Annotated in this window: 17 protein-coding genes; 16 read left to right on the plus strand and 1 reads right to left on the minus strand. The window is 73.4% G+C overall.

Annotation, left to right across the window (positions count from 1 at the left end):
* The first annotated feature begins 27 nt into the window (after nucleotides 1–27).
* The 9 genes from gnd to caldi_RS01215 all read left to right on the plus strand — a co-directional run bounded on the left by gnd (nucleotide 28) and on the right by caldi_RS01215 (nucleotide 9683).
* Entirely contained in the window at nucleotides 28–942 is a 915-nt protein-coding gene (gene gnd / locus caldi_RS01175; RefSeq protein ID WP_264843253.1) for a phosphogluconate dehydrogenase (NAD(+)-dependent, decarboxylating), read from the plus strand.
* A gap of 402 nt (nucleotides 943–1344) precedes the next feature.
* Complete coding sequence (locus caldi_RS01180) at nucleotides 1345–3021, plus strand: amidase (RefSeq protein WP_264843254.1); 1677 nt, start codon at nucleotides 1345–1347, stop codon at nucleotides 3019–3021.
* Nucleotides 3022–3110: 89 nt separating this feature from the next.
* Nucleotides 3111–4064 carry an HAD family hydrolase gene (locus caldi_RS01185; RefSeq protein WP_264843255.1) on the plus strand — a complete coding sequence of 318 codons (954 nt, stop codon included), beginning with the start codon at nucleotides 3111–3113 and terminating at the stop codon, nucleotides 4062–4064.
* Nucleotides 4061–4855, plus strand: a complete 795-nt coding sequence (locus caldi_RS01190; RefSeq protein WP_264843256.1) for a glycine/betaine/sarcosine/D-proline family reductase selenoprotein B — start codon at nucleotides 4061–4063, stop codon at nucleotides 4853–4855. The genes caldi_RS01185 and caldi_RS01190 overlap by 4 nt, the downstream gene beginning before the upstream one ends.
* Nucleotides 4856–4962: 107 nt before the next feature.
* On the plus strand, nucleotides 4963–5880 hold the full coding sequence (locus caldi_RS01195) for an ABC transporter substrate-binding protein (RefSeq protein ID WP_264843257.1): 918 nt from the start codon (nucleotides 4963–4965) through the stop codon (nucleotides 5878–5880).
* Nucleotides 5881–5966: 86 nt separating this feature from the next.
* Nucleotides 5967–6626 carry an amino acid ABC transporter permease gene (locus caldi_RS01200; RefSeq protein WP_264843258.1) on the plus strand — a complete coding sequence of 220 codons (660 nt, stop codon included), beginning with the start codon at nucleotides 5967–5969 and terminating at the stop codon, nucleotides 6624–6626.
* A gap of 4 nt (nucleotides 6627–6630) precedes the next feature.
* Nucleotides 6631–7395, plus strand: a complete 765-nt coding sequence (gene ehuA / locus caldi_RS01205; RefSeq protein ID WP_264843259.1) for an ectoine/hydroxyectoine ABC transporter ATP-binding protein EhuA — start codon at nucleotides 6631–6633, stop codon at nucleotides 7393–7395.
* Nucleotides 7396–7445: 50 nt separating this feature from the next.
* Nucleotides 7446–8915 carry a MurT ligase domain-containing protein gene (locus caldi_RS01210; RefSeq protein WP_264843260.1) on the plus strand — a complete coding sequence of 490 codons (1470 nt, stop codon included), beginning with the start codon at nucleotides 7446–7448 and terminating at the stop codon, nucleotides 8913–8915.
* Between the two features lie 27 nt (nucleotides 8916–8942).
* Nucleotides 8943–9683: a type 1 glutamine amidotransferase gene (locus caldi_RS01215; protein ID WP_264843261.1), complete on the plus strand. Its 741-nt coding sequence runs from the start codon at nucleotides 8943–8945 to the stop codon at nucleotides 9681–9683.
* Here caldi_RS01215 and caldi_RS01220 read toward each other — a convergent pair.
* On the minus strand, nucleotides 9680–10624 hold the full coding sequence (locus caldi_RS01220; RefSeq protein ID WP_264843262.1) for a YybS family protein: 945 nt from the start codon (nucleotides 10622–10624) through the stop codon (nucleotides 9680–9682). The two genes, caldi_RS01215 and caldi_RS01220, sit on opposite strands and share 4 nt — an antisense overlap.
* Before the next feature lie 405 nt (nucleotides 10625–11029).
* Here caldi_RS01220 and trxB point away from each other — a divergent pair, with 405 nt between their 5' ends.
* The 7 genes from trxB (at nucleotide 11030) to tatC (ending at nucleotide 18847) form a co-directional block, all read left to right on the plus strand.
* A complete protein-coding gene (gene trxB / locus caldi_RS01225; RefSeq protein WP_264843263.1) occupies nucleotides 11030–11992 on the plus strand; it encodes a thioredoxin-disulfide reductase in 963 nt (320 codons plus the stop codon).
* Between the two features lie 87 nt (nucleotides 11993–12079).
* Nucleotides 12080–13978, plus strand: coding sequence for a selenocysteine-specific translation elongation factor (gene selB / locus caldi_RS01230; RefSeq protein ID WP_264843264.1), 1899 nt, complete (start codon nucleotides 12080–12082; stop codon nucleotides 13976–13978).
* A gap of 115 nt (nucleotides 13979–14093) precedes the next feature.
* Nucleotides 14094–14897, plus strand: coding sequence for a response regulator (locus caldi_RS01235; protein ID WP_264843265.1), 804 nt, complete (start codon nucleotides 14094–14096; stop codon nucleotides 14895–14897).
* A gap of 60 nt (nucleotides 14898–14957) precedes the next feature.
* Nucleotides 14958–16016 (plus strand): zinc-binding metallopeptidase family protein, encoded by a 1059-nt coding sequence (locus caldi_RS01240; RefSeq protein ID WP_264843266.1) that lies wholly within the window; start codon nucleotides 14958–14960, stop codon nucleotides 16014–16016.
* Nucleotides 15998–17032 carry a M42 family metallopeptidase gene (locus tag caldi_RS01245; RefSeq protein WP_264843267.1) on the plus strand — a complete coding sequence of 345 codons (1035 nt, stop codon included), beginning with the start codon at nucleotides 15998–16000 and terminating at the stop codon, nucleotides 17030–17032. Before caldi_RS01240 ends, caldi_RS01245 begins: the two co-directional genes overlap by 19 nt.
* Nucleotides 17029–18048: a zinc-binding metallopeptidase family protein gene (locus tag caldi_RS01250; RefSeq protein ID WP_264843268.1), complete on the plus strand. Its 1020-nt coding sequence runs from the start codon at nucleotides 17029–17031 to the stop codon at nucleotides 18046–18048. The genes caldi_RS01245 and caldi_RS01250 overlap by 4 nt, the downstream gene beginning before the upstream one ends.
* Before the next feature lie 13 nt (nucleotides 18049–18061).
* Nucleotides 18062–18847: a twin-arginine translocase subunit TatC gene (gene tatC / locus caldi_RS01255; RefSeq protein WP_264843269.1), complete on the plus strand. Its 786-nt coding sequence runs from the start codon at nucleotides 18062–18064 to the stop codon at nucleotides 18845–18847.
* Nucleotides 18848–18850 lie beyond the last annotated feature (3 nt).

Consider the following 18850-nt stretch of genomic DNA (forward strand, 5'->3'; position numbering starts at 1 on the left):
CGGAATCTCGGACGAGGATGTGCGCGAATGGCAGACAGGGCGTTTGGCGTGATCGGTCTCGGCCGGATGGGTGGCGGCGTGGCGCGGCGCCTCCTCGAGGCGGGGTTCGACGTGGTGGTCCACGATCGGGACGAGGCCGCCGTGGCCGCCGCCGTGGCGGCTGGAGCCACCGCCGCCGCGGACCCCGCGGACGTGGCGGCGCGCCTCCGGCCGCCGCGGGTGGTCTGGATCATGGTGCCGGCCGGGGAGCCGGTGGACCAGGTGGTCGATGCCCTCGGCCCCGCGCTGGAGGCAGGGGACGTGGTCATCGACGGGGGAAACTCCTTCTACCGCGACTCGCTGCGCCGGCACGATCTCCTGCGCGCGCGAGGGATCCACTTCCTCGACTGCGGCTCCAGCGGCGGCATCGAGGGGGCGGAGCGGGGGCTCTGCCTCATGATCGGCGGCGACCCGGAGCCGTTCGCCCTGGCGGAGCCCCTCTTCCGGGCGATCGCCCGCCCCGGCGGTTACGCCCGGGTGGGCCCGGCGGGGGCGGGCCACTACGCCAAGATGGTCCACAACGCCATCGAGTACGCCTTCCTGGAGGCCCTCGGCGAAGGGTTCGAGCTTCTGCGGTCCGCGCCCTACGAGTACGACCTGGCGTCCCTCGCGGACCTGTGGCAGAACGGCAGCGTGATCCGGGGCTGGCTCCTCGAGCTGGCGGCCGCCGCATTCCGCCGGGACCCGGACCTCGCCGGCATCACGGGGGTGGTCGGCGGCGGCGACACCGGCAACTGGGCCATCCAGGAGGCCTGGTCCCGGGGGGTGCCGCTGCCGGGCATCGCCCTCGCCTACGCCATGCGCCTTCGGTCCCGGCAGGCGGACACCTTCGCCGGGAAGGTCGTCTCCGCCCTCCGGTGGGAGTTCGGCCGCCACGCGACGGTTCCGACCTCTCGGGGGTGAAGTCGGATCTCAGGGCGACCGGCGCCGGCCGGGAACCGGGCACCCCCCTCCCAGAGCACGCGGGTACCACAAGCCCTGGCACTGCATTTCTGGCAAACCCGCCGCGATCCTTCGTGTGCAGAATCCGCGGAACCGCGGCCGAACTGTGCTCGACTTGCCCAGGCAGGTGAACAGAACGCCACGATATCGGTAAACTACGGGCGCGTCCGGGCACTCTTTCACCCACCTCCCGGGTGGCAACTGCGTTTTCTGCAAACCTGGCGCGGGGCCCGATTCGCGATTTCTGCAGTTGTTCCCGCCTGCGCTCGCCTGCGGAGGATCGGCCGCCACCGGAGGAACCCATAGGGCTGCAGCCGAATCTCCTCCACCGGACAACCACAAGGTACGGAGGGGTGGTCGCAGGTGGACCCGGAAACGGTGCGTCGGATGGCCGAGGCGGCGGATCTTCCCCTCACCCCCGAGGAGCGGGAGGCCGTGGCGCGCACCCTCGGGGCGTGGCTCGAGGCGCTCGAGCGGGCCGCCGAGGGGGTCGACCTCTTCGACGAGGAGCCGGTTCTGGCGCCGGCGCCGCTCGGGCCCGGAGGCGCTCCGCCGCCGGCGGCCGGAAACGGACGGGACGGGTCACCCCCTCCGGGCGGCGGATCCGGCCCGGACGGCCTCCGGGCACTGGCCGGTGAGGACGAGCTGGCCTTCATGCCCATCTCCGAGCTGGCCCCGCTCCTCCGGGGCCGCCAGGTGTCGCCCGTCGAGGTGACCGAGGCGGTCCTCGCGCGCATCGAGGCGCTCGAGCCGCAGCTGAACGCGCACATCACCGTCCTGGCCGATGCGGCCAGGGAGTCGGCGCGGGCCGCCGAGGCCGAGATCCTGCGGGGGAACTACCGGGGGCCGCTGCACGGCGTCCCGATCGGCCTCAAGGACCTGTACGACGTGGCCGGCGTGCCCACCACCGCGGGCACCCGGGCGCTGGACGGCTACGTACCGCGGCAGGATGCCACGGCGGTGCGGCGCCTGCGGGAGGCGGGAGCCGTCCTGGTGGGCAAGCACAACCTGCACGAGATCGCCTTCGGGGCGACGGGCGCCAACCCGCACTACGGGCCGTCCCGGAACCCGTGGGACCGGGAGCGTCACACCGGGGGCTCGTCGAGCGGGACGGCGGCCGCCGTTGCCGCGGGGATGTGCCACGCCGGCCTGGGCAGCGACACGGGGGGGTCGATCCGCATCCCCGCCGCCCTCACCGGCCTCGTGGGGCTCAAGCCCACCTATGGCCGGGTATCCCGCCGCGGCGTGATCCCGCTGGCGTGGTCCCTGGACCACGCCGGCCCCCTCTCCCGCACGGTGGCCGACGCGGCGCTGGTGCTGGCGGCCATCGCCGGGCACGACCCGGACGACCCGACCTCCATCGCCGCCCCGGTGCCCGACTACGCCGCCGCGCTGGACCGCGACGTCCGGGGGCTTCGCATCGGGGTTCCGGAGGAGTACTATTTTGAGTACGTCCAACCGGACGTGCGGGCCGCGGTGCTGGCGGCCGTGCAGGTCCTGGAGGAGCTCGGGGCGGTCCGGGTGCCGGTGTCGCTCCCCACCACGGCGGTCGTGCCGGCCATCCACACGCCGATCATCGCCGCCGAGGCCGCCAGCTGGCACGCCCGGCGGCTGCGGGAAGAGCCCGGCGGTTACGGCCCCGAGGTGCGCACCCGCCTCCAGGCCGGCGCGCTCCTGCCCGCGGCGGCCTACGTGCTGGCCCAGCGCCTGCGGTCCCGCCTGCGGCGGGAGTACGCGGCCGTCCTGGCCCGGGTCGACGTCGTCGCCACCCCGGCGGTGCCGGTGCCGGCGCCCCGGCTCGGTGAGAGCGAGGTCCAGGTGGAGGGCCGCACCCTCGAGGTGCGATCGGCCCTGGTGCGGCTCACCAGCCCCCTGGACCACACCGGCCTGCCGGCCGTGACCGTGCCGTGCGGCCAGGCAAAGGGCGGGTTGCCCGTGGGGCTGCAGTTCTTCGGCCGCCCGCTCGACGAGGTCACCGTGCTGCGCGCGGCCGCCGCGTACGAGTCGGCCCGGGGCCCCTGGGCCCGGCCGCCGCTGTGAGCGGCCCGCCCGGGCCGGGGCTCCGGCGGCGGGGCCCGGGGCGCGGGTGGAGCGCCGGCCGTGGGCGACCGCTTCTTGGAGGGACTCGTGTGCCGAACCCCGGTTACCGTCTCCTGGTGCTCGACCTGGACGGCACCCTGCTCGACGCCCGGGGCCAACTCCCCGAGGCGCACCGCCGGGCGGTGCAGACCGTGCGCCGGCAGGGGGTGGAGGTGCTCATCGCCACCGGGCGCGACTGGGACGCCATGCTCGACGTCTACCGGGCCCTGGGCCTGAGCACCCCGGCCATCACCATCGCCGGGGCGCAGATCGTCGACTCGGACGGCAGGGTGCTCAAGGAGCACCGCATGCACCCGGACGCCGTGGCAGCGATCGAGTCGGCGGCGGAGGCGGCCGGCGCGTCCCTGGTCGCCGTCCAGGACTCCGGGCTGTCCCTGGGTACGCGGCGGGCGGATGATTTCGGGCCGTGGGAGATCTGGAACCCGTGGACGCGCATCGTGGGCGAGCCGCTGGCCCGCCACCGGGGCGGCAAGCTTCCGCTCTTCATGGCGGTTTACGGCAAGCGGTCCTGCGAGGCGCTCCTCCCGCTGGCGCCCGCCCTGCCCGACACGCAGTGGGAACTGTGGGCTCCTCGCGACGACGAGCACGTCCTGTACCTGTGGCACCGGGACGCGAACAAGGGGACCGCCCTCGCCGAGTTCTGCGCGGCGCGGGGGTACCGACCCGAGGAGGTCGTGGCGATGGGCGACGCCCTCCTCGACCTCTCGATGCTGAGCTGGGCGGGTACGGGGGTGGCCATGGCCGCCGCGCCGGACGAGGTCAAGCGCGTCTGCGCCCTCGTGACCGAGCCCGACGACCCCCACCCCGTGGCCACCGCGCTCTGGCGGCTGGGCCTCACCCCCACGCTGGAACCGGACGGCCGGGCGGTCGCCGGCACCGCCGGTCCCGGTCACGAGGGTATCCGACTCGGCGGGCCGCCGGGGGGCGGGGCGAAGGGCCTGCCCGAAGAGCTGCCCGGGGGTCCGCAGGGCGGCGAGGCGTGAAGGAGACGGGAGAGACGGGTATGTCCGATCCGGCAGCGGCGCTGGAGGCGATCCGCCGGTCGATCCGGAGCGCGCAGGACCCCGAGTTCGAATGGCTGCGGACCGCGTTCGTGCCCTGGGCGCACGTGCAGGTGCCCGTGCGCCGGGCGCGGGTCGCGCTGGTCACGACCGGTGGGGTGTACCTCGGCAACGACTTCCATGAGCCCTTCGACCCCGGCCAGCCCTGGGGGGACCCCGGTTTCCGGGAGTTCCCGTGGGTGGTGGAGGCGGAGGACCTGAAGGTGGCCCACCCGTACTACGACGATCGCCACGCGGTCCGCGACCCCAACGTGGTGTTCCCGGTGGAGCGGCTGCGCGAGCTGGCGGACATGGGCGTGGTGGGCGGACCGGCCCCCTTCCACTACAGCGTGATGGGCCACCTGCCCCGGCCGGCGCGCTTCCTCGCCGAGACGCTGCCCGCCCTGGTCGAGCGGCTGCGGCGCGCCCAGGCCGGCGCCGTCGTGGTGGTGGCCGTCTCGCCCCTCTGCCACCAGACGGCAGCGCTCATCGCCCGGGGGGTGGAGGCTGCGGGGATCCCCACCGTGTGCCTGGGCGTGGAGCCTGCGGTGTGGACGGCGGTGCAGCCGCCCCGGGCCGTGTGGGTCCGCCACCCGGTGGGGGCGCCGCTGGGGCAGCCGGGCAACGCGGCCAAGCAGCAGCAGGTGCTCCGCGACACGCTCGACGCGCTCGAGACCATGGCCGAGCGGGGATCCCTGTGGGAGCTCCCGTACCGATGGACGGGCGATGTGTGAATCGCGCCCCACCCGGAAGAGGTTTGAGGGGGTGGGTTGTGGAACATAATCGCCGATATGGGCACCGGGGCCGAACCCGGAAGTGTGGACCACAAGGGGGTCACGACATGTCGAAGATGTCCCGGGCGAAGGGGGCAGCGCTGGCGCTCCTGACCGTGCTCGCCCTCGCGCTCACCGCGTGCGGGAAGGGCAGCGCCCCGGCCGCTTCGGGCGGCGGTCAGCCGGCGCAGGGCCAGGCCGCGCAGGGTCAGGGCGGTCAGGAGCAGGCCAAGCCCGCCGGGGGCCAGGCCACCCAGCAGGCCCAGGCCGGCGGCATCGCCGTGCCGCAGCGCATCAAGGACGCCGGCAAGATGACCTTCGCCACCGACGACACCTACCCGCCGATGGAGTACAAGGACACGGACAACAAGACCATCATCGGCTTCGACGTCGACGTGGCGAACGAGGTGGCCCGGCGGCTGGGCGTCAAGGCCGAGATGGTCTCCACCGAGTGGGACGGCCTCCTGGTCGGGCTCACCGGCCGGCGCTTCGACGCCGTGATCTCCAGCATGAACGTCACGCCGGAGCGCCAGCAGCAGGTCGACTTCGTGGAGTACGCCAAGCTGGCCCAGGTGTTCGTGGTGCCCAAGGGCGCCGCCCCGGTGAAGAAGCTCGAGGACCTCAAGGGCCGTGTCGTGGCGGTGCAGAAGAACACCACCTCGGAGGACCTGGCCCGGAGCGTCCAGGGGGTCAAGGAGATCAAGTCCTACGATAGCTTCGCGGACACGTTCATCGCCGTGGAGCAGAAGCGGGCCGACGTGATCGTGATCGACGAGCCGGTGGGCCTCTTCTACGTGAAGCAGAAGCCGGACGTCTTCGAGGTCACCGGGACCGCCGCCGAGCCGGAGCCGGTCGGGATTGCCCTCCGCAAGGACGACGCCGAACTGAAGGCCGCCGTCGAGGCCGCGATCGCCGAGATGAAGAAGGACGGCACCCTCGCGGCGATCAGCAAGAAGTGGTTCGGCTCCGACATCTCCGTCCGCTAGCCCGTGCCCGGCGCCCCGGGGGTCGGTCCGCCCGGCCCCCGGGGCCGGCGCGCCCGCAGCCGCTTCCGTGAGAGGGGAAGGGACGCTTGCAGCCCGGTTTCTGGGAGTTCTCCCGCGACCTCATCCCGCACCTGGCCCGGGGGGCCGTGGTGACGGTCGAACTGACCTTCGGCTCCTTCGCCATCGGGCTGGTCCTCGGACTCATCGCGGCGCTCTGCCGGATCGCACGCAGTCTCCCCCTCCGGGCCGCCGCCAACCTGTACGTCACCGTGATCCGGGGCACGCCGGCGCTGGTTCAGATCATGGCGCTGTGGGGGGCGCTCCCGGAGTTCGGCATCACGCTACCGGAGTTCACCGTGGGCGTGCTGGCGCTGGGGATCAACTCGGGCGCGTACATCGCGGAGATCATCCGGGCTGCCATCCAGTCGATCGACCGGGGTCAGATGGAGGCGGCCCGCTCCCTCGGCATGAGCTATGCCCAGGCGATGCGGCGGATCATCCTGCCCCAGACCTACCGCCGCACCCTGCCGCCCCTGGTGAACGAACTGGTGGCGCTCACCAAGGACACCTCGCTCGTGGGCGCCGTGGCCCTGCACGAGCTGTTCCGGAACGGCCGGGAAGTGTACGCCCGCACGTTCCGCGCCGCCGAGACCTGGCTCTGGGTCTCGGTCTTCTACCTGGCGATGACCGTGGTGCTCTCGGCGATCGCCGCTCGCCTGGAGCGGAGTCTGGAGGTGAAGGAGTAGGGGGATGGCAGAGCCGATCATCCGGGTCGAGAACGTGCACAAGCGCTTCGGCTCCCTGGAGGTGCTCCGGGGCCTGAGCCTGAGGGTCGACCCGGGCGAGGTCGTGTGCATCATCGGCCCCAGCGGGTCGGGGAAGTCCACCCTGCTCCGCTGCATCAACTACCTGGAGCCGATCCAGGAGGGCCGGATCTACGTCGACGGGGAACTGGTCGGCATGCGCGAGGTGAACGGGCGGCTCGTCCCGGCCCGGGAGGCCGATCTGAACCGGATGCGGGCGAAGATCGGCATGGTGTTCCAGCGCTTTCACCTGTTTCCCCACATGACCGCGCTGCAGAATGTGATGGAGGGACCGCTGCAGGTGCGGCGCATGCGCAGGGACGAGGCCGAGGCGCTCGCCCTGCGGCTCCTGCGCAAGGTGGGGCTGGCTGACAAGGCCACGCAGTACCCCTCCCGCCTCTCCGGCGGCCAGCAGCAGCGGGTCGCCATCGCCAGGGCGCTGGCGATGGAGCCGAGGATCATGCTGTTCGACGAGCCGACGTCCGCCCTGGACCCGGAGCTGGTCGGCGAGGTCCTCCAGGTCATGCGGGACCTGGCCGCCGAGGGCATGACCATGCTGGTGGTGACCCACGAGATGGGGTTCGCCCGGGAGGTGGCGGATCGGGTCGTCTTCATCGACGGCGGGGTGATCCTGGAGGAGGGGCCGCCGGCCGAGGTGTTCGGCTCGCCCCGCCATCCCCGCACCCGGGAGTTCCTGAGCAAGGTCCTGTGAGCCGGGCGGTGGCGCACCCGGATCCCCAGGCGTGGCCGGAGTTGAGCGACGTGCGACCGAAGTTCCTCTTGGCCCTGTGGGCGGGGAAACTCGCGATGGCGCTGTCCCGCCGCCTTGGCCGGGGCGGGTCCTCGCTGCCGGGCCGGATCGCGCGGCGGATCGAGCCGCGCGTCCTGGACGAGCTGGCACGGGGCCCCCACATGGGCAGCCTCGCGATATCCGGCACCAACGGGAAGACGACGACGGCCAAGCTCGTCGCCGGCATCGCCGCGCGGGCGGGCCGCCGGGTCATCCACAACCGGGCCGGCGCCAACATGATCGACGGGGTGACGGCCGCCTTCCTGGAGGACGCGACCTGGAGCGCCCGGCCCCGGGGCGAGGTGGCCGTCCTGGAGGTCGACGAGGCCTCCGTGCCGGGCGTCTTCGCCGCGATCCGGCCCCGGGTGGCGCTGGTCACGAACTTCTTCCGGGATCAGCTCGACCGGTACGGCGAGCTGAACCACACGGTGGGGCTCGTCCGGCAGGGCCTCGAGCGGCTTGCGGCGGGCGGCCGGGCCGTGCTCTGCGCGGACGATCCCCTGTGTGCCGGGCTGGCCAAGGGGCTCGCCCCGGGGGTCCAGGTCCCGGTCGCGGCCGGAACGGCGGCCGCCGGGATCGCCGCCGCCGCAGAACCCGGTGGACCGGCATCGGACACGCTCTTCTACGGTCTGGAGGACCCCACCGCCGGCGGCGCCGCCGCCCATGCGGCGGACGCCCGGCGCTGCGTGCGGTGCGGGCACCCGTACGAGTACGAGCACGTGTACTACGCCCACCTGGGCCAGTACCGCTGCCCGGCCTGCGGCCACCGGCGGCCCCGGCCGCAGGTGTATGCCGAGAACCTGCGCGACGCGGACCTCACGGGCACCACGTTCGACCTCGTCACCCCGGCCGGAGTGCGCACCTGCCGGGTGCAGGCCCCCGGCCTGTACAACGTCTACAACGCCGTGGGTGCCGCAGCGGCGGCCTACGCGCTGGGGGTCGACCTGGACGTCATCGCCGCAGGCCTCAGCGAGACGTCCGCCGCCTTCGGGCGCATGGAGCGGCTGAAGGCCGAGGGGCGGGAGGTCCTGGTGGCGCTGGTGAAGAACCCGGCGGGGTACAACCAGGTCCTCCGGACGGTACTTGGCGTGGAAGGGCCCAAGAACCTCCTGCTGCTCCTGAACGACCTGGCGGCCGACGGCACCGACGTGTCCTGGATCTGGGACGTCGACTTCGAGGTCCTGGCCGCGCGGGACGGGGAACTGAACCTCGTCATCTGCTCCGGGCGGCGGGCCGAGGACCTAGCCGTCCGCATGAAGTACGCCGGGGTGAGCCCGGCGCGCATCGTGGTGGAGGCGGACCCCTCCCGGGCCCTCGAGCAGGGGCTGCGCTTCACCCGGCCCGGGGAGGTCCTGTACGTCCTGCCGACGTACACCGCCATGCTGGAGCTACGGACGGTGCTGCAGCAGCGCGGCTACCTGCGGGGCGCCTGGGACATCTGAGCCGTGCCCACGGGGGCGGGGGATCGAATGCGCGCGGAGATCCGCATCCTGAGCCTGTACCCGGAGATCCTGAACATCTACGGCGACCGCGGCAACCTCATCACCCTGGTGCAGCGGGCCCGCTGGCACGGGCTGGAGCCCGTGGTCACCGAGGCGTCCATCGGAGACCCGGTCGACTTCCGGCGGTACGACCTGGTCGCCATCGGCGGCGGGCAGGACAGGGAGCAGAAGCTGATCGCGGCGGACTTCAAGGACGAAAAGGGCCCCTCCCTGGCCGAGGCCGTCCGGGAGGGGGTCGCTGTCCTGGCGGTCTGCGGGGCGTACCAGCTGATGGGCAAGTACTACCGCACGGCCCAGGGCGAGGAGATCCCGGGGCTCGGGATCTTCGACGCCTGGACCGAGGCCGGGTCCCGCCGGATGATCGGCGACGTCGTGGTGGAGACCGACCTCCTGGGCGGCACCCGCACGCTCGTGGGGTTCGAGAACCACTCGGGCCGCACGTTCCTGGGCCCGTCGGCGCGCCCCCTTGGCCGGGTCCTGCGGGGTCACGGGAACAACGGCGAGGACGGGCACGAGGGCATCGTCCACCGCAGCGCGGTCGGCACCTACCTGCACGGGAGCCTCCTGCCCAAGAACCCCCACCTGGCCGACTGGCTCCTGCAGCGTGCCCTCGACTACCGGTACGGCGGCTCCGTGCGTCTGGGCCGGCTGGACGACGAGTTCGAGGAGCGGGCCCACGCCGCGATGGTCAGGCGCCTCCTGGGCTAGCCGGTCCTCGCCGTGGGCCCCGGGCGCAGCCGCCGGAAGTCGAGGGCGAGGTCCAGGACGCCCAGGAAGCCGGCGGCGGGGCCCAGGTACGGCAAGAACAGGAGGAGGATCGCCATCCCGGTGGCCGCCCGGGGGGAGAAGGCCTGTCGCTCCTGGAGCCACCACGAGGCGACCGCGGCCCCCTGCAGGGCGAAGAGGAACTGCATCCCCAGGGCGACGTTGGTCACGACGGTCACCGCCCAGGCGGGCAGGTGGCGCTGCAGGAGCAGCGCCGGGGTCATGACCAGCACGTAGGCCCAGACGGACCAGACCGGCAGCGCCCAGCGGGCGAAGGGCGGCAGCGGCTCCACCGCGTGGCCGAGCCGCGGGAAGAGCCAGTGGACCAGGTAGTAGGTCAGGAGCGCCATCAGGGCCGCGTTGAGGACGAGCGCCAGAGGCAGGAGGGTCCGCATGAGGGTGGGGAGGGCGTCGAGCAGGGGCCGGTAGAGCTCCTGCTGCGCGGCCGGCAGGCGTGCCACCGCCTGCCGCATCGCGTCGGCGAAGGTCTGGATCTGGATGTCGAGCGGGTTCTGGCCCATGATGAGGAGGCTCAGGGCCACGGTGAGGAGGAGCCCCGCCAGGCCCGCGAGTGCGGTGAACGCCCCGGTGGTGGCCGGACTCTTGCGGGTGTGCAGCGCCCAGCCCAGGACCAGCCCCGGGAGGAGCCCCAGGGGGATCAGCACCAGCGCGACGTTCACCCACCCGAAGAGGAGCGCGGCCAGGAGGCTGGCCACGATCCCGGAGAGGACCCCGTACCGGAGCCCGTGTCGCAGGGTGACCAGCGCCACCGGGAGCGGCAGGTGCACGGTCAGGGGGAGGACCATCGCTCCCCCCACGAAGACGACGGTCAGGGCGGCCATCAGCGCTCCGAAGACGAGGCCGCGGGTGGTGCGGGAAGGCATGCTCGCCGGACGCCTCCTACCTGCCATGCCGGTTCGGACCGTTCGACCAACATGGAACCACACCTTGTCCCCGCCGGCAAGGCTTCCCGCGGGGCCGGACGTATCGGGTGCGCACCGTGGTACCCGCTCTGACGTACTTCCCCGGGTTTCACCGGGCGCCGCGGGAGACCGGGTTGCGCATACCACCCGGGGTATGGTACGATATCCCCCGACTGGCGCGCCCTGGCCGCGACGGGTGTGCCGGGTGGCAGTGGGGGCCGGGGCGCGAACCGGCCCCCCGCTGTGGTATCATTTGGAGCGAATCGGTCACGATAAGCCCGATCCCCCTGTCCCCATCCCGTCGCGGGCCATCCAGCAGCCGAAAGGAGGCGAAGGCCTGGCGCACGGCCAGGCGAGGGAATAGCCATGCGCGACGTCGTCATTCTCGGCACCGGGCCGGCGGGTCTGACCGCCGCCCTGTACACGGCACGGGCGAACCTGAAGCCGCTGGTCGTCGAGGGGAACGAGCCGGGCGGGCAGCTGACCCTGACGACGACGGTGGAGAACTTCCCCGGGTTCCCGGACGGCATCCTGGGCCCCGACCTCATGGACAACATGCGCCGCCAGGCGGAGAAGTTCGGCGCGGAGTTCCAGTGGGGCGCGGCCACCCGGGTCGACTTCTCGAACCCCGAGGTCAAGAAGGTGTGGCTCGATGACGGCACGGAGATCGAGGCCCGCGCCGTGATCATCTCCACCGGGGCCTCGGCCCGGCTGCTGGGCCTCGAGCGGGAGAAGGAGCTGATCGGCCACGGCGTGTCCACCTGCGCGACCTGCGACGGCTTCTTCTTCACCGACAAGAAGATCGCCGTGGTCGGCGGCGGGGACAGCGCGATGGAGGAGGCCCTGTTCCTCACCCGGTACGCCCGCGAGGTGCACGTGATCCACCGCCGGGACCAGCTCCGGGCGTCGAAGATCATGCAGGACCGGGCGAAGGCCAATCCCAAGATCCATTTCATCTGGAACACGGTCGTGGAGGCGCTCCTGGGCGACAAGCAGCTGGAGGGCGTCCGGCTCCGCAACGTGAAGACCGGCGAGGTCACGGAGTTCCCCCTGGAAGGCCTCTTCATCGCGATCGGCCACCAGCCGAACACCGGTTTCCTGGAGGGTCAGCTGGAGCTGCGGCCGGACGGCTACATCAAGACCCGCGACAACGTGTTCACGAGCGTTCCCGGCGTCTTCGCGTGCGGTGACGTGATGGACTCCCGCTACCGCCAGGCCATCACGGCCGCGGGCACGGGCGCCATGGCCGCCCTGGAGACGGAGAAGTACCTGGAGGGGTCGATGACTCTGGGTTACCACTACGCCGACACCGCCGGCACCGGCGCGTGACCGGCCGCCGATCCCGTGAGGGGGCCCACCGGGCCCCCTCGCCGCGCCTGGCGGTGTGGTAAGGTAGGGAGGAGGAGGTCGGGGGCGGTGAAGCACCTCATCATCGGCACCGCGGGGCACGTCGACCACGGCAAGACGGCGCTGATCCGCGCCCTCACCGGCCAGGACACCGACCGGCTCCCGGAGGAGAAGGCCCGCGGCATCTCGATCGACCTCGGGTTCGCCCAGTTCCGCCTGCCGAGCGGCCGGCGGGCGTCGATCATTGACGTGCCCGGCCACGAGCGGTTCATCCGCAACATGCTGGCCGGGATCACCGGCATCGACCTGGTCCTTCTGGTCGTGGCGGCCGACGAAGGGGTGATGCCCCAGACCCGGGAGCACCTCGACATCCTGCAGCTCCTCGGCATCAAGCAGGGGGTCGTGGTGCTCACGAAGGTCGACCTCGTCGACGCGGAGCTGCTGGACCTCGTCCGGGAGGACGTCGCCGCCGCCGTGAAGGGGACCTTCCTGGAAGGCGCGCCGGTCGTCCCGGTGTCGTCGGTCACCGGCGAGGGGCTGGACCGCCTGGTGCAGATCGTGGACGGCCTGCTGGAGGTCACCGAGCCCAAGGACGTCACCTCCTTCGCCCGCATGCCGGTCGACCAGGCCTTCGTGCGGCCCGGGTTCGGCACCGTGGTGCGGGGCACCCTGGTGAGCGGCCGGATCCGGACGGGAGACCGGCTGGAGCTGCTGCCGCAGGGCCTCGAGGTGCGGGTCCGGGGCCTGCAGGTGCACGGGGAGAAGGTGGAGGTGGCCGAGGCCGGGCAGCGCGTCGGGGTGAACCTCTCGGGCGTGGAGCGGGCCGAGGTGCGCCGCGGCGATGTCCTCGCCGAGCCCGGCGTGCTGCGGCCGACCGACACCTTCGCCGGCCGGCTGCACCTGCTCGCCTCCGTCCCGCGCCCCCTGCGGCACGGCGCCCGGGTGCACCTCCACACGGGCGCCAGCGAGGTGACCGGCCGGGTGCTCCTCCTGGACCGGGACGAGCTGGAGCCGGGCGATTCCGCCTTCATCCAGTTCCGCAGCGAGGCGCCGCTCGTGGTGGGGCGGGGCGACCGCTTCATCATCCGCAGCTACTCCCCCGTGCACACGATCGGCGGCGGCGGGGTGATCGAGCCGCACGCCCGTTACCGGCGCCACCACGCGCCCCACCTGGAGGAACTGCGGGCCAAGGAGACCGGCGGGCGGACGGGGGTCATCGCCGAGACCCTGGCGCGCCGCGGCCCCGTCCCCCTGGCGGAGGCGGAACTCGCACGCCTCATCGGCGCCCCCGCCGACGTGCTCGCCCCGGACCTTCGCGCGCTCGAGGAGGCCGGCGAGATCCTCGCCCTGGAGGGGGGGTACTGGGTCCACCGGCGCGGGTACGCGGCTTTCGTGGAGGCCGCGCGGTCGGCCCTCGAGGCGTTCTACCGCCAGTGGCCGCTGCGCCCCGGCCTGCCGAAGGAGGAGCTGCGCCGCAAGGCGGTCCCCCAGGCGGACGCCCGGGCCTTCGCCGCCGTCCTGGGACGGGCGGTGGCGGCCGGCGAGCTCGTCCTGGACCGGGACCGCGTCCTGCTGCCGGGGCGCGAGGTGCGTCTCACGCCGGCGCAGGAGTCGCTGGCCCGGTCGCTCGAGGCCGCCGTCCGGGCGGCGGGCTTCAGCCCGCCCTCCGTGGCCGAGCTCAGAGACCGCTTCCCCGACGCGCTCACCGAGGAGCTCATCCTCCACCTCCAGGAGGAGGGGCGGGTGGTGCGCCTCCCCGGCGACCTCATCCTCCACGCCGACCACCTGCGCGAAGCCCGGGAACGGACCCGGCAGTTCCTGCGTACGCACCCGACCCTCACGGTCGCGGACTTCCGCGATCTGCTCGGGACCACCCGCAAGTACGCCCTGCCGATCCTCGACCACTTCGACACCCAGCGGTGGACCCGGCGGACGGGCGACGAGCGGGTCGCCGGGCCGCTTCTCTAGCGTCTCCGGAGCGCTCCTGGCAGCCGGCAGGGAAACCCGCGGCTGGGGCCGAAGCTCCCTTTAGGCGGGGCGCCGCTCCGCGCGGCAGCCCCTCCGGTGAAGGGGGGCGGGTGCCGTGGCGCGCATCCTCGTGCTGGAGCCGGCGCCGGTCGACCGGGCTCGCATCGCGGGGCTCCTGGAGGCTGCCGGCCACTCGGTGGTCGTCGCGGAGACCGCCCGCGCCGCCGAGGACCGCCTGGCACGCGAGCCCGCCGGCAGCTTCCAGCTTCTCGTCACGGAGCTGAACCTGCCGGACCGGTCCGGCCTGGAGCTGATCCGCGCGCTCAAGTCCGCTCCCGCCACGGCGGGGGTGCCCGTACTCGTGGTCACCCCGCAGCCGCCGCGGGAGCTCGTCATCGACCTGATCCTGGCCGGGGCGGAGAACGTCGTCTCCAAGCCGTTCGCCAGCGAGGTCCTCCTGCGGCGGGTGACCGAGATCCTGGCCGGCCAGCGGCCCTTGCGCCAGTCCCGGCAGGGCGAGATCTCCTGGTCCCTGCCGGAGTACCTGGAACGGGAGATGAAACGCTCCCTGCGGAGCGGGCTCCCGCTCTCCGTCGTGGTCGCCCTGGCCCGCACGGCGGACGGCCGCCCGGTACCGGATCTGCTGGCGCTCCTGGTGCAGGCGCTGCGCGTGCGCGACACGGACCTCGTGTTCGGACTCGAAACCGGAGAGGTCGTGTTCCTTCTCCCGGACACGGACCGGGCAGGCGCACAGGTGGTGGAGGAGCGCATCGCCCGGGCGCTGGCCGGAGGGGGGACGGAGGCCGGATCGGGCGGCTTGCGCCTCTTCACGGGGACAGCGTCGGCCCCGGCCGACGCCACCACGGCCGGACGGCTGCTGGACATCGCGCTCGAGCGGGCGCGGTCCCGGGCAGGCTAACAGGGGCGGGGACGGCGGACTGCCCGGTGGCCGGGGCGGAACCCGCAGGGGGGTGCAAGGTTGGAACTGGCGGACGAGCTGGCCCGGCTTGTGGAGCTGCCCAGCGTCACGGGCCGGGAGGATGACGTCACGCACTTTCTGCTCGAGGCGTGGGCCGACCGGGTCGACAGCGCCCGGGTGGACCGCGCCGGCAACTACGTGGGCCTGCGGCGGGGGAGCCTGCCGGAGGGGTCGCTGCGCGTCCTGGTGGCTGCCCACGTGGACTCGATCGGGATGATGGTGGCGGCGATCGAGCCGGGCGGGTTCCTGCGCGCCGTGCCGGTCGGGGGCGTGGACGGCCGCTACCTCCTGGGCCTGGAGGTGGTGGTCCACGGCAGGCGGCCGGTGCCGGGGGTGGTGGGGGCGCGTCCGCCCCACATCACCCGTCCGGAGGAGCGCCGGTCGATCCCCCCGGTCGCCGAGCTGTTCGTCGACACGGGCCTCCCGGAGGGCGAGGTGCGCGAGCTCGTCGCCCCCGGCGACCCGGTCACCTGGCGCCGGCCGCTCCTGCGGCTCCGGAACGGGCGGGTGGCCGGGCGCAGCCTCGACAACCGGGCGGGCGTGGCCGCGCTCGGGGTGGTGCTGCGGGAGCTCCGCCACCTGGACCAGGCAGCGGACGTGTACGCGGTGGGGACCGTCGGCGAGGAGTTCGGCGGCATGCCCGGCGCCCGGGCGGCGGCGCAGGCCATCCGGCCGCACGTGGCGATCGCCCTGGACGTCACCTTCGGCAGCCACCACGGGGTGACGGACGACCACTTTCCCCTCGACGGCGGGCCGACCATCATGGTGGGGCCGAACTGCCACCCGGGCCTTGCCCGCTTCCTGCGGGAGGTCGCGTCGGCCGAAGGCATCCCGTACGCGATGGAGGTCTCTGGCGGCAGCTCGGGTACCGACGCCTGGGTGATGCAGGTGGCGGCGGAGGGGTCGGTGACGGGGGTCGTCTCGATCCCGCTGCGGTACATGCACACGCCCGTGGAGGTCGTGAGCCTCTCCGACATCCGGCTGGCCGGGCGCCTGGTGGCGGCCGCCGTGGCCCGGCTCGACGAAGGGATGGTGCGCGAGTGGACGTCGCTCTCCTGAGGGCCCTCTCCGAGGCGCCGGGGGTCTCGGGGCGCGAGGAGGCGGTGCGCGCCGTCCTGCGGGCGTACCTGGAGGGCCACGCCGACGAGGTGGCCACCGACCCCCTCGGCAACCTCCTGGTGCGCAAGGGCCGGGGCCCGGTGCGCGTGCTCCTGGACGCCCACATCGACGAGGTGGGCTTCCTGGTGAGCGGCTTCACCGAGGACGGCCTCCTCCGGTTCAAGACCGTGGGCGGCATCGACGACCGGGTGGTGCCGGGCCGCGCCGTCTGGATCGGGCCGAACCGGGTCCCGGGGGTGATCGGCCTCAAGGCGATCCATCTGACGGGCGGGGAGCGGGACAAGGCGGTACCGGTCCGGGACCTCTTCATCGACATCGGGGCCCGCTCCCGGGACGAGGCGGAGTCGGTGGTCGACTACGGCGATCCCGTGGTCTGGGCGACGGAGTTCGAGGAGTGGGGCGGGGCGGTCGTCAAGGGCAAGGCCCTGGACGATCGCGCCGGCTGCGCCCTCCTGGCCGAGGCGGTGCGGGACTGGTCCGGGGGCTCCCGGGTGACCCTCCTGGCAAGCTTCTCCGCGCAGGAGGAGATCGGCCTGCGCGGCGCCCGGGTGGCGGCCGAGCGGCTGAAGCCCCACGTGGCCCTGGCGCTCGAGGCCACCTCGTGTGCCGACGTCCCCGGCGTGCCCCCCGAGGAGTCCGTGACGCGCTTCGGACAGGGGCCGGCGCTCTCGTGGCTCGACGGCACGAACATCGTGCCCGAGCGGCTGCGCGCGCACCTGGAGGCGCTCGCCTCCCGGGCGGGCATCCCGCTGCAGCACCGCCGCCTGGCCACGGCCGGGACCGACGCCGGGGCGATCCACCTCACCGGGGCCGGCGTGCCCACCGCGGTGATGGCGTTGCCGGCGCGCTACATCCACAGCGCCGCTTCCCTCGTGCACAAGAGCGACTACGATCACGCGCTCGCGCTGGTCCGGCTGTTCCTCGACAGCCTGGAGAGAGGAGAGTTCAAGCCTTGAAGGACCTGCTGGGACAGCTTTCCGGCCTCTGGGGCCCGCCGGGGCGGGAGGAGGCGGTGGCGAAGGCGCTGGCCGACCTCGTGCGGCCGCACGTGGACGAGGTGCGGACGGACGCGCTCGGCAACGTGCTGGCCGTCCGCCGCGCCGGCAGCGCGCCGGCCCGGCGGCTCCTCTTGCTGGCCGGGATGGACGGCCCCGGCGGCGTGGTGCTCGACGGCACGGCGGAGGGCTACCTCCGCTTCGCCCCGGTGGGCGGTCTCAGCCTGGTGGCGGCCCGCGGACAGCGCGTGCGGTTCGCCGACGGGACCGCCGGGGTCGTGGGCGGCGAGCCGGTGGAAGATCCCAAGGACCTGAAGGTGCAGAACTCCTGGATCGACATCGGGGCCCGGGACCGGGACGACGCCCTGGCCCGGGTGGCGCCGGGCTCGTTCTTCGCCCTCGACCAGCCGCTCACGGCGATCGGGGACTGGGTCGCCGGCCCGAACCTGGCGGGCCGGGCCGGCTGCGCGGTGCTCGTCGCCCTGGCCGGGCGGCTCGCCCGGAATCCCGGCCACCGGAACGAGGTCCACCTGGCGTTCACCGTCCAGGGGACCGTGGCGCCCCGCGGGGCCCGCACCGCGGCCTTCCAGGTACAGCCGGACCTGGCGGTCGTCGTCACGGCCGCGCCGGACGAGCCCGGCGCCGGGCGGGCGAGAGTCGGACAGGGGCCGGTGCTCCGCCTCCGGGAGGCGGGGTGGGTCCTGCGGGCACCGGCGCGGCGAGAGCTCGAGGAGGCGGCCCGGACGGCAGGGGTCCGCTGGCAGCCCGAGGTGGCGGAGAAGGGCGCGTCGGACGCGCCCGGCGCCGAGGCGGCCGCCGGGGGTGTCCCGGTAGCGGTGGCCGGCTACCCCGTCCGGTACCGGGGCACGCCGGCGGAGGTCGTCGCGCCGGCCGACCTGGAGGCGCTGGTCGACTGGCTGGCGGCCCTGGCGACGGGGACGGCAGGCGCCGCGGCGAGCGCGGCCGCTTCGGCTTGAGGGGGCGCAGCGGGTGGCAGACGTTCGGGGCCGGGAGGGCCCGGCCGGGGGTGAACCGGAGGAGCACGCCGCCGCGGCGCCCGGAGACCGGCCGGCCCCCGTCATGGAGCACCTGGAGGAGCTCAGGCGGCGGATCATCTGGAGCCTGGTGGCGGTGGCGATCGGCGTCGCCGTGGGGTGGGTGTTCGTGGGCGACGTCTTCCGCCTCCTGATGCGGCAGGCGCCGCTGCCGCTTCAGTCCTTCGGGCCGGCCGAGGTCTTCGTGGTGCAGTTCCGCATGGGGGCGCTGGCGGGCCTCGTCCTGGCCTCGCCGGTCGTGCTCTACCAGATCATCGCCTTCGTCCTCCCCGCCCTCACCCCCACGGAGAAGCGCTGGCTGTTCTCCCTGCTCCCGGCCACGCTGATCCTGTTCGTCCTCGGGGTGCTGTTCGGGTACCTCGTGCTGCTCCCGATGAGCCTCCGGTTCTTCCTGTACGTGGCCGAGACTGCCGGGACCCCGGTCATCTTCACGGTCCGGCAGTACTTCGACCTGATCATCAAGCTCACGGTGCCGCTGGGCGTGGTGTTCGAGCTACCGGTGGTGGTCTGGCTCCTGGCGCAGATCGGGCTGGTCAGCTCCGCCATGCTGGGCCGGCTTCGGAAGTACGCGGTCGTGGGCATCTTCGTCGTGGCGGCGGTCATCTCGCCTGGTACAGACGTCGTCTCCCAGGTGATCATGGCCGTCCCGCTGCTGGCCCTGTACGAGGCCGGCATCTGGATCGCTTACCTCGTGGAGCGCCGCAAGCGGGCGAGGGGGTGAGAG

Source organism: Caldinitratiruptor microaerophilus, assembly GCF_025999835.1.
GTDB classification, from domain to species: Bacteria; Bacillota; Sulfobacillia; order Symbiobacteriales; family ZC4RG38; genus Caldinitratiruptor; species Caldinitratiruptor microaerophilus.

Coding starts and splice junctions, on each gene's coding strand:
- caldi_RS01195 (WP_264843257.1), top strand. CDS start 4,963: ATGTCGAAGATGTCCCGGGCGAAGGGGGCAGCGCTGGCGCTCCTGACC.
- ehuA (WP_264843259.1), top strand. CDS start 6,631: ATGGCAGAGCCGATCATCCGGGTCGAGAACGTGCACAAGCGCTTCGGC.
- caldi_RS01215 (WP_264843261.1), top strand. CDS start 8,943: ATGCGCGCGGAGATCCGCATCCTGAGCCTGTACCCGGAGATCCTGAAC.
- gnd (WP_264843253.1), top strand. CDS start 28: ATGGCAGACAGGGCGTTTGGCGTGATCGGTCTCGGCCGGATGGGTGGC.
- caldi_RS01220 (WP_264843262.1), bottom strand. CDS start 10,624: ATGCCTTCCCGCACCACCCGCGGCCTCGTCTTCGGAGCGCTGATGGCC.
- trxB (WP_264843263.1), top strand. CDS start 11,030: ATGCGCGACGTCGTCATTCTCGGCACCGGGCCGGCGGGTCTGACCGCC.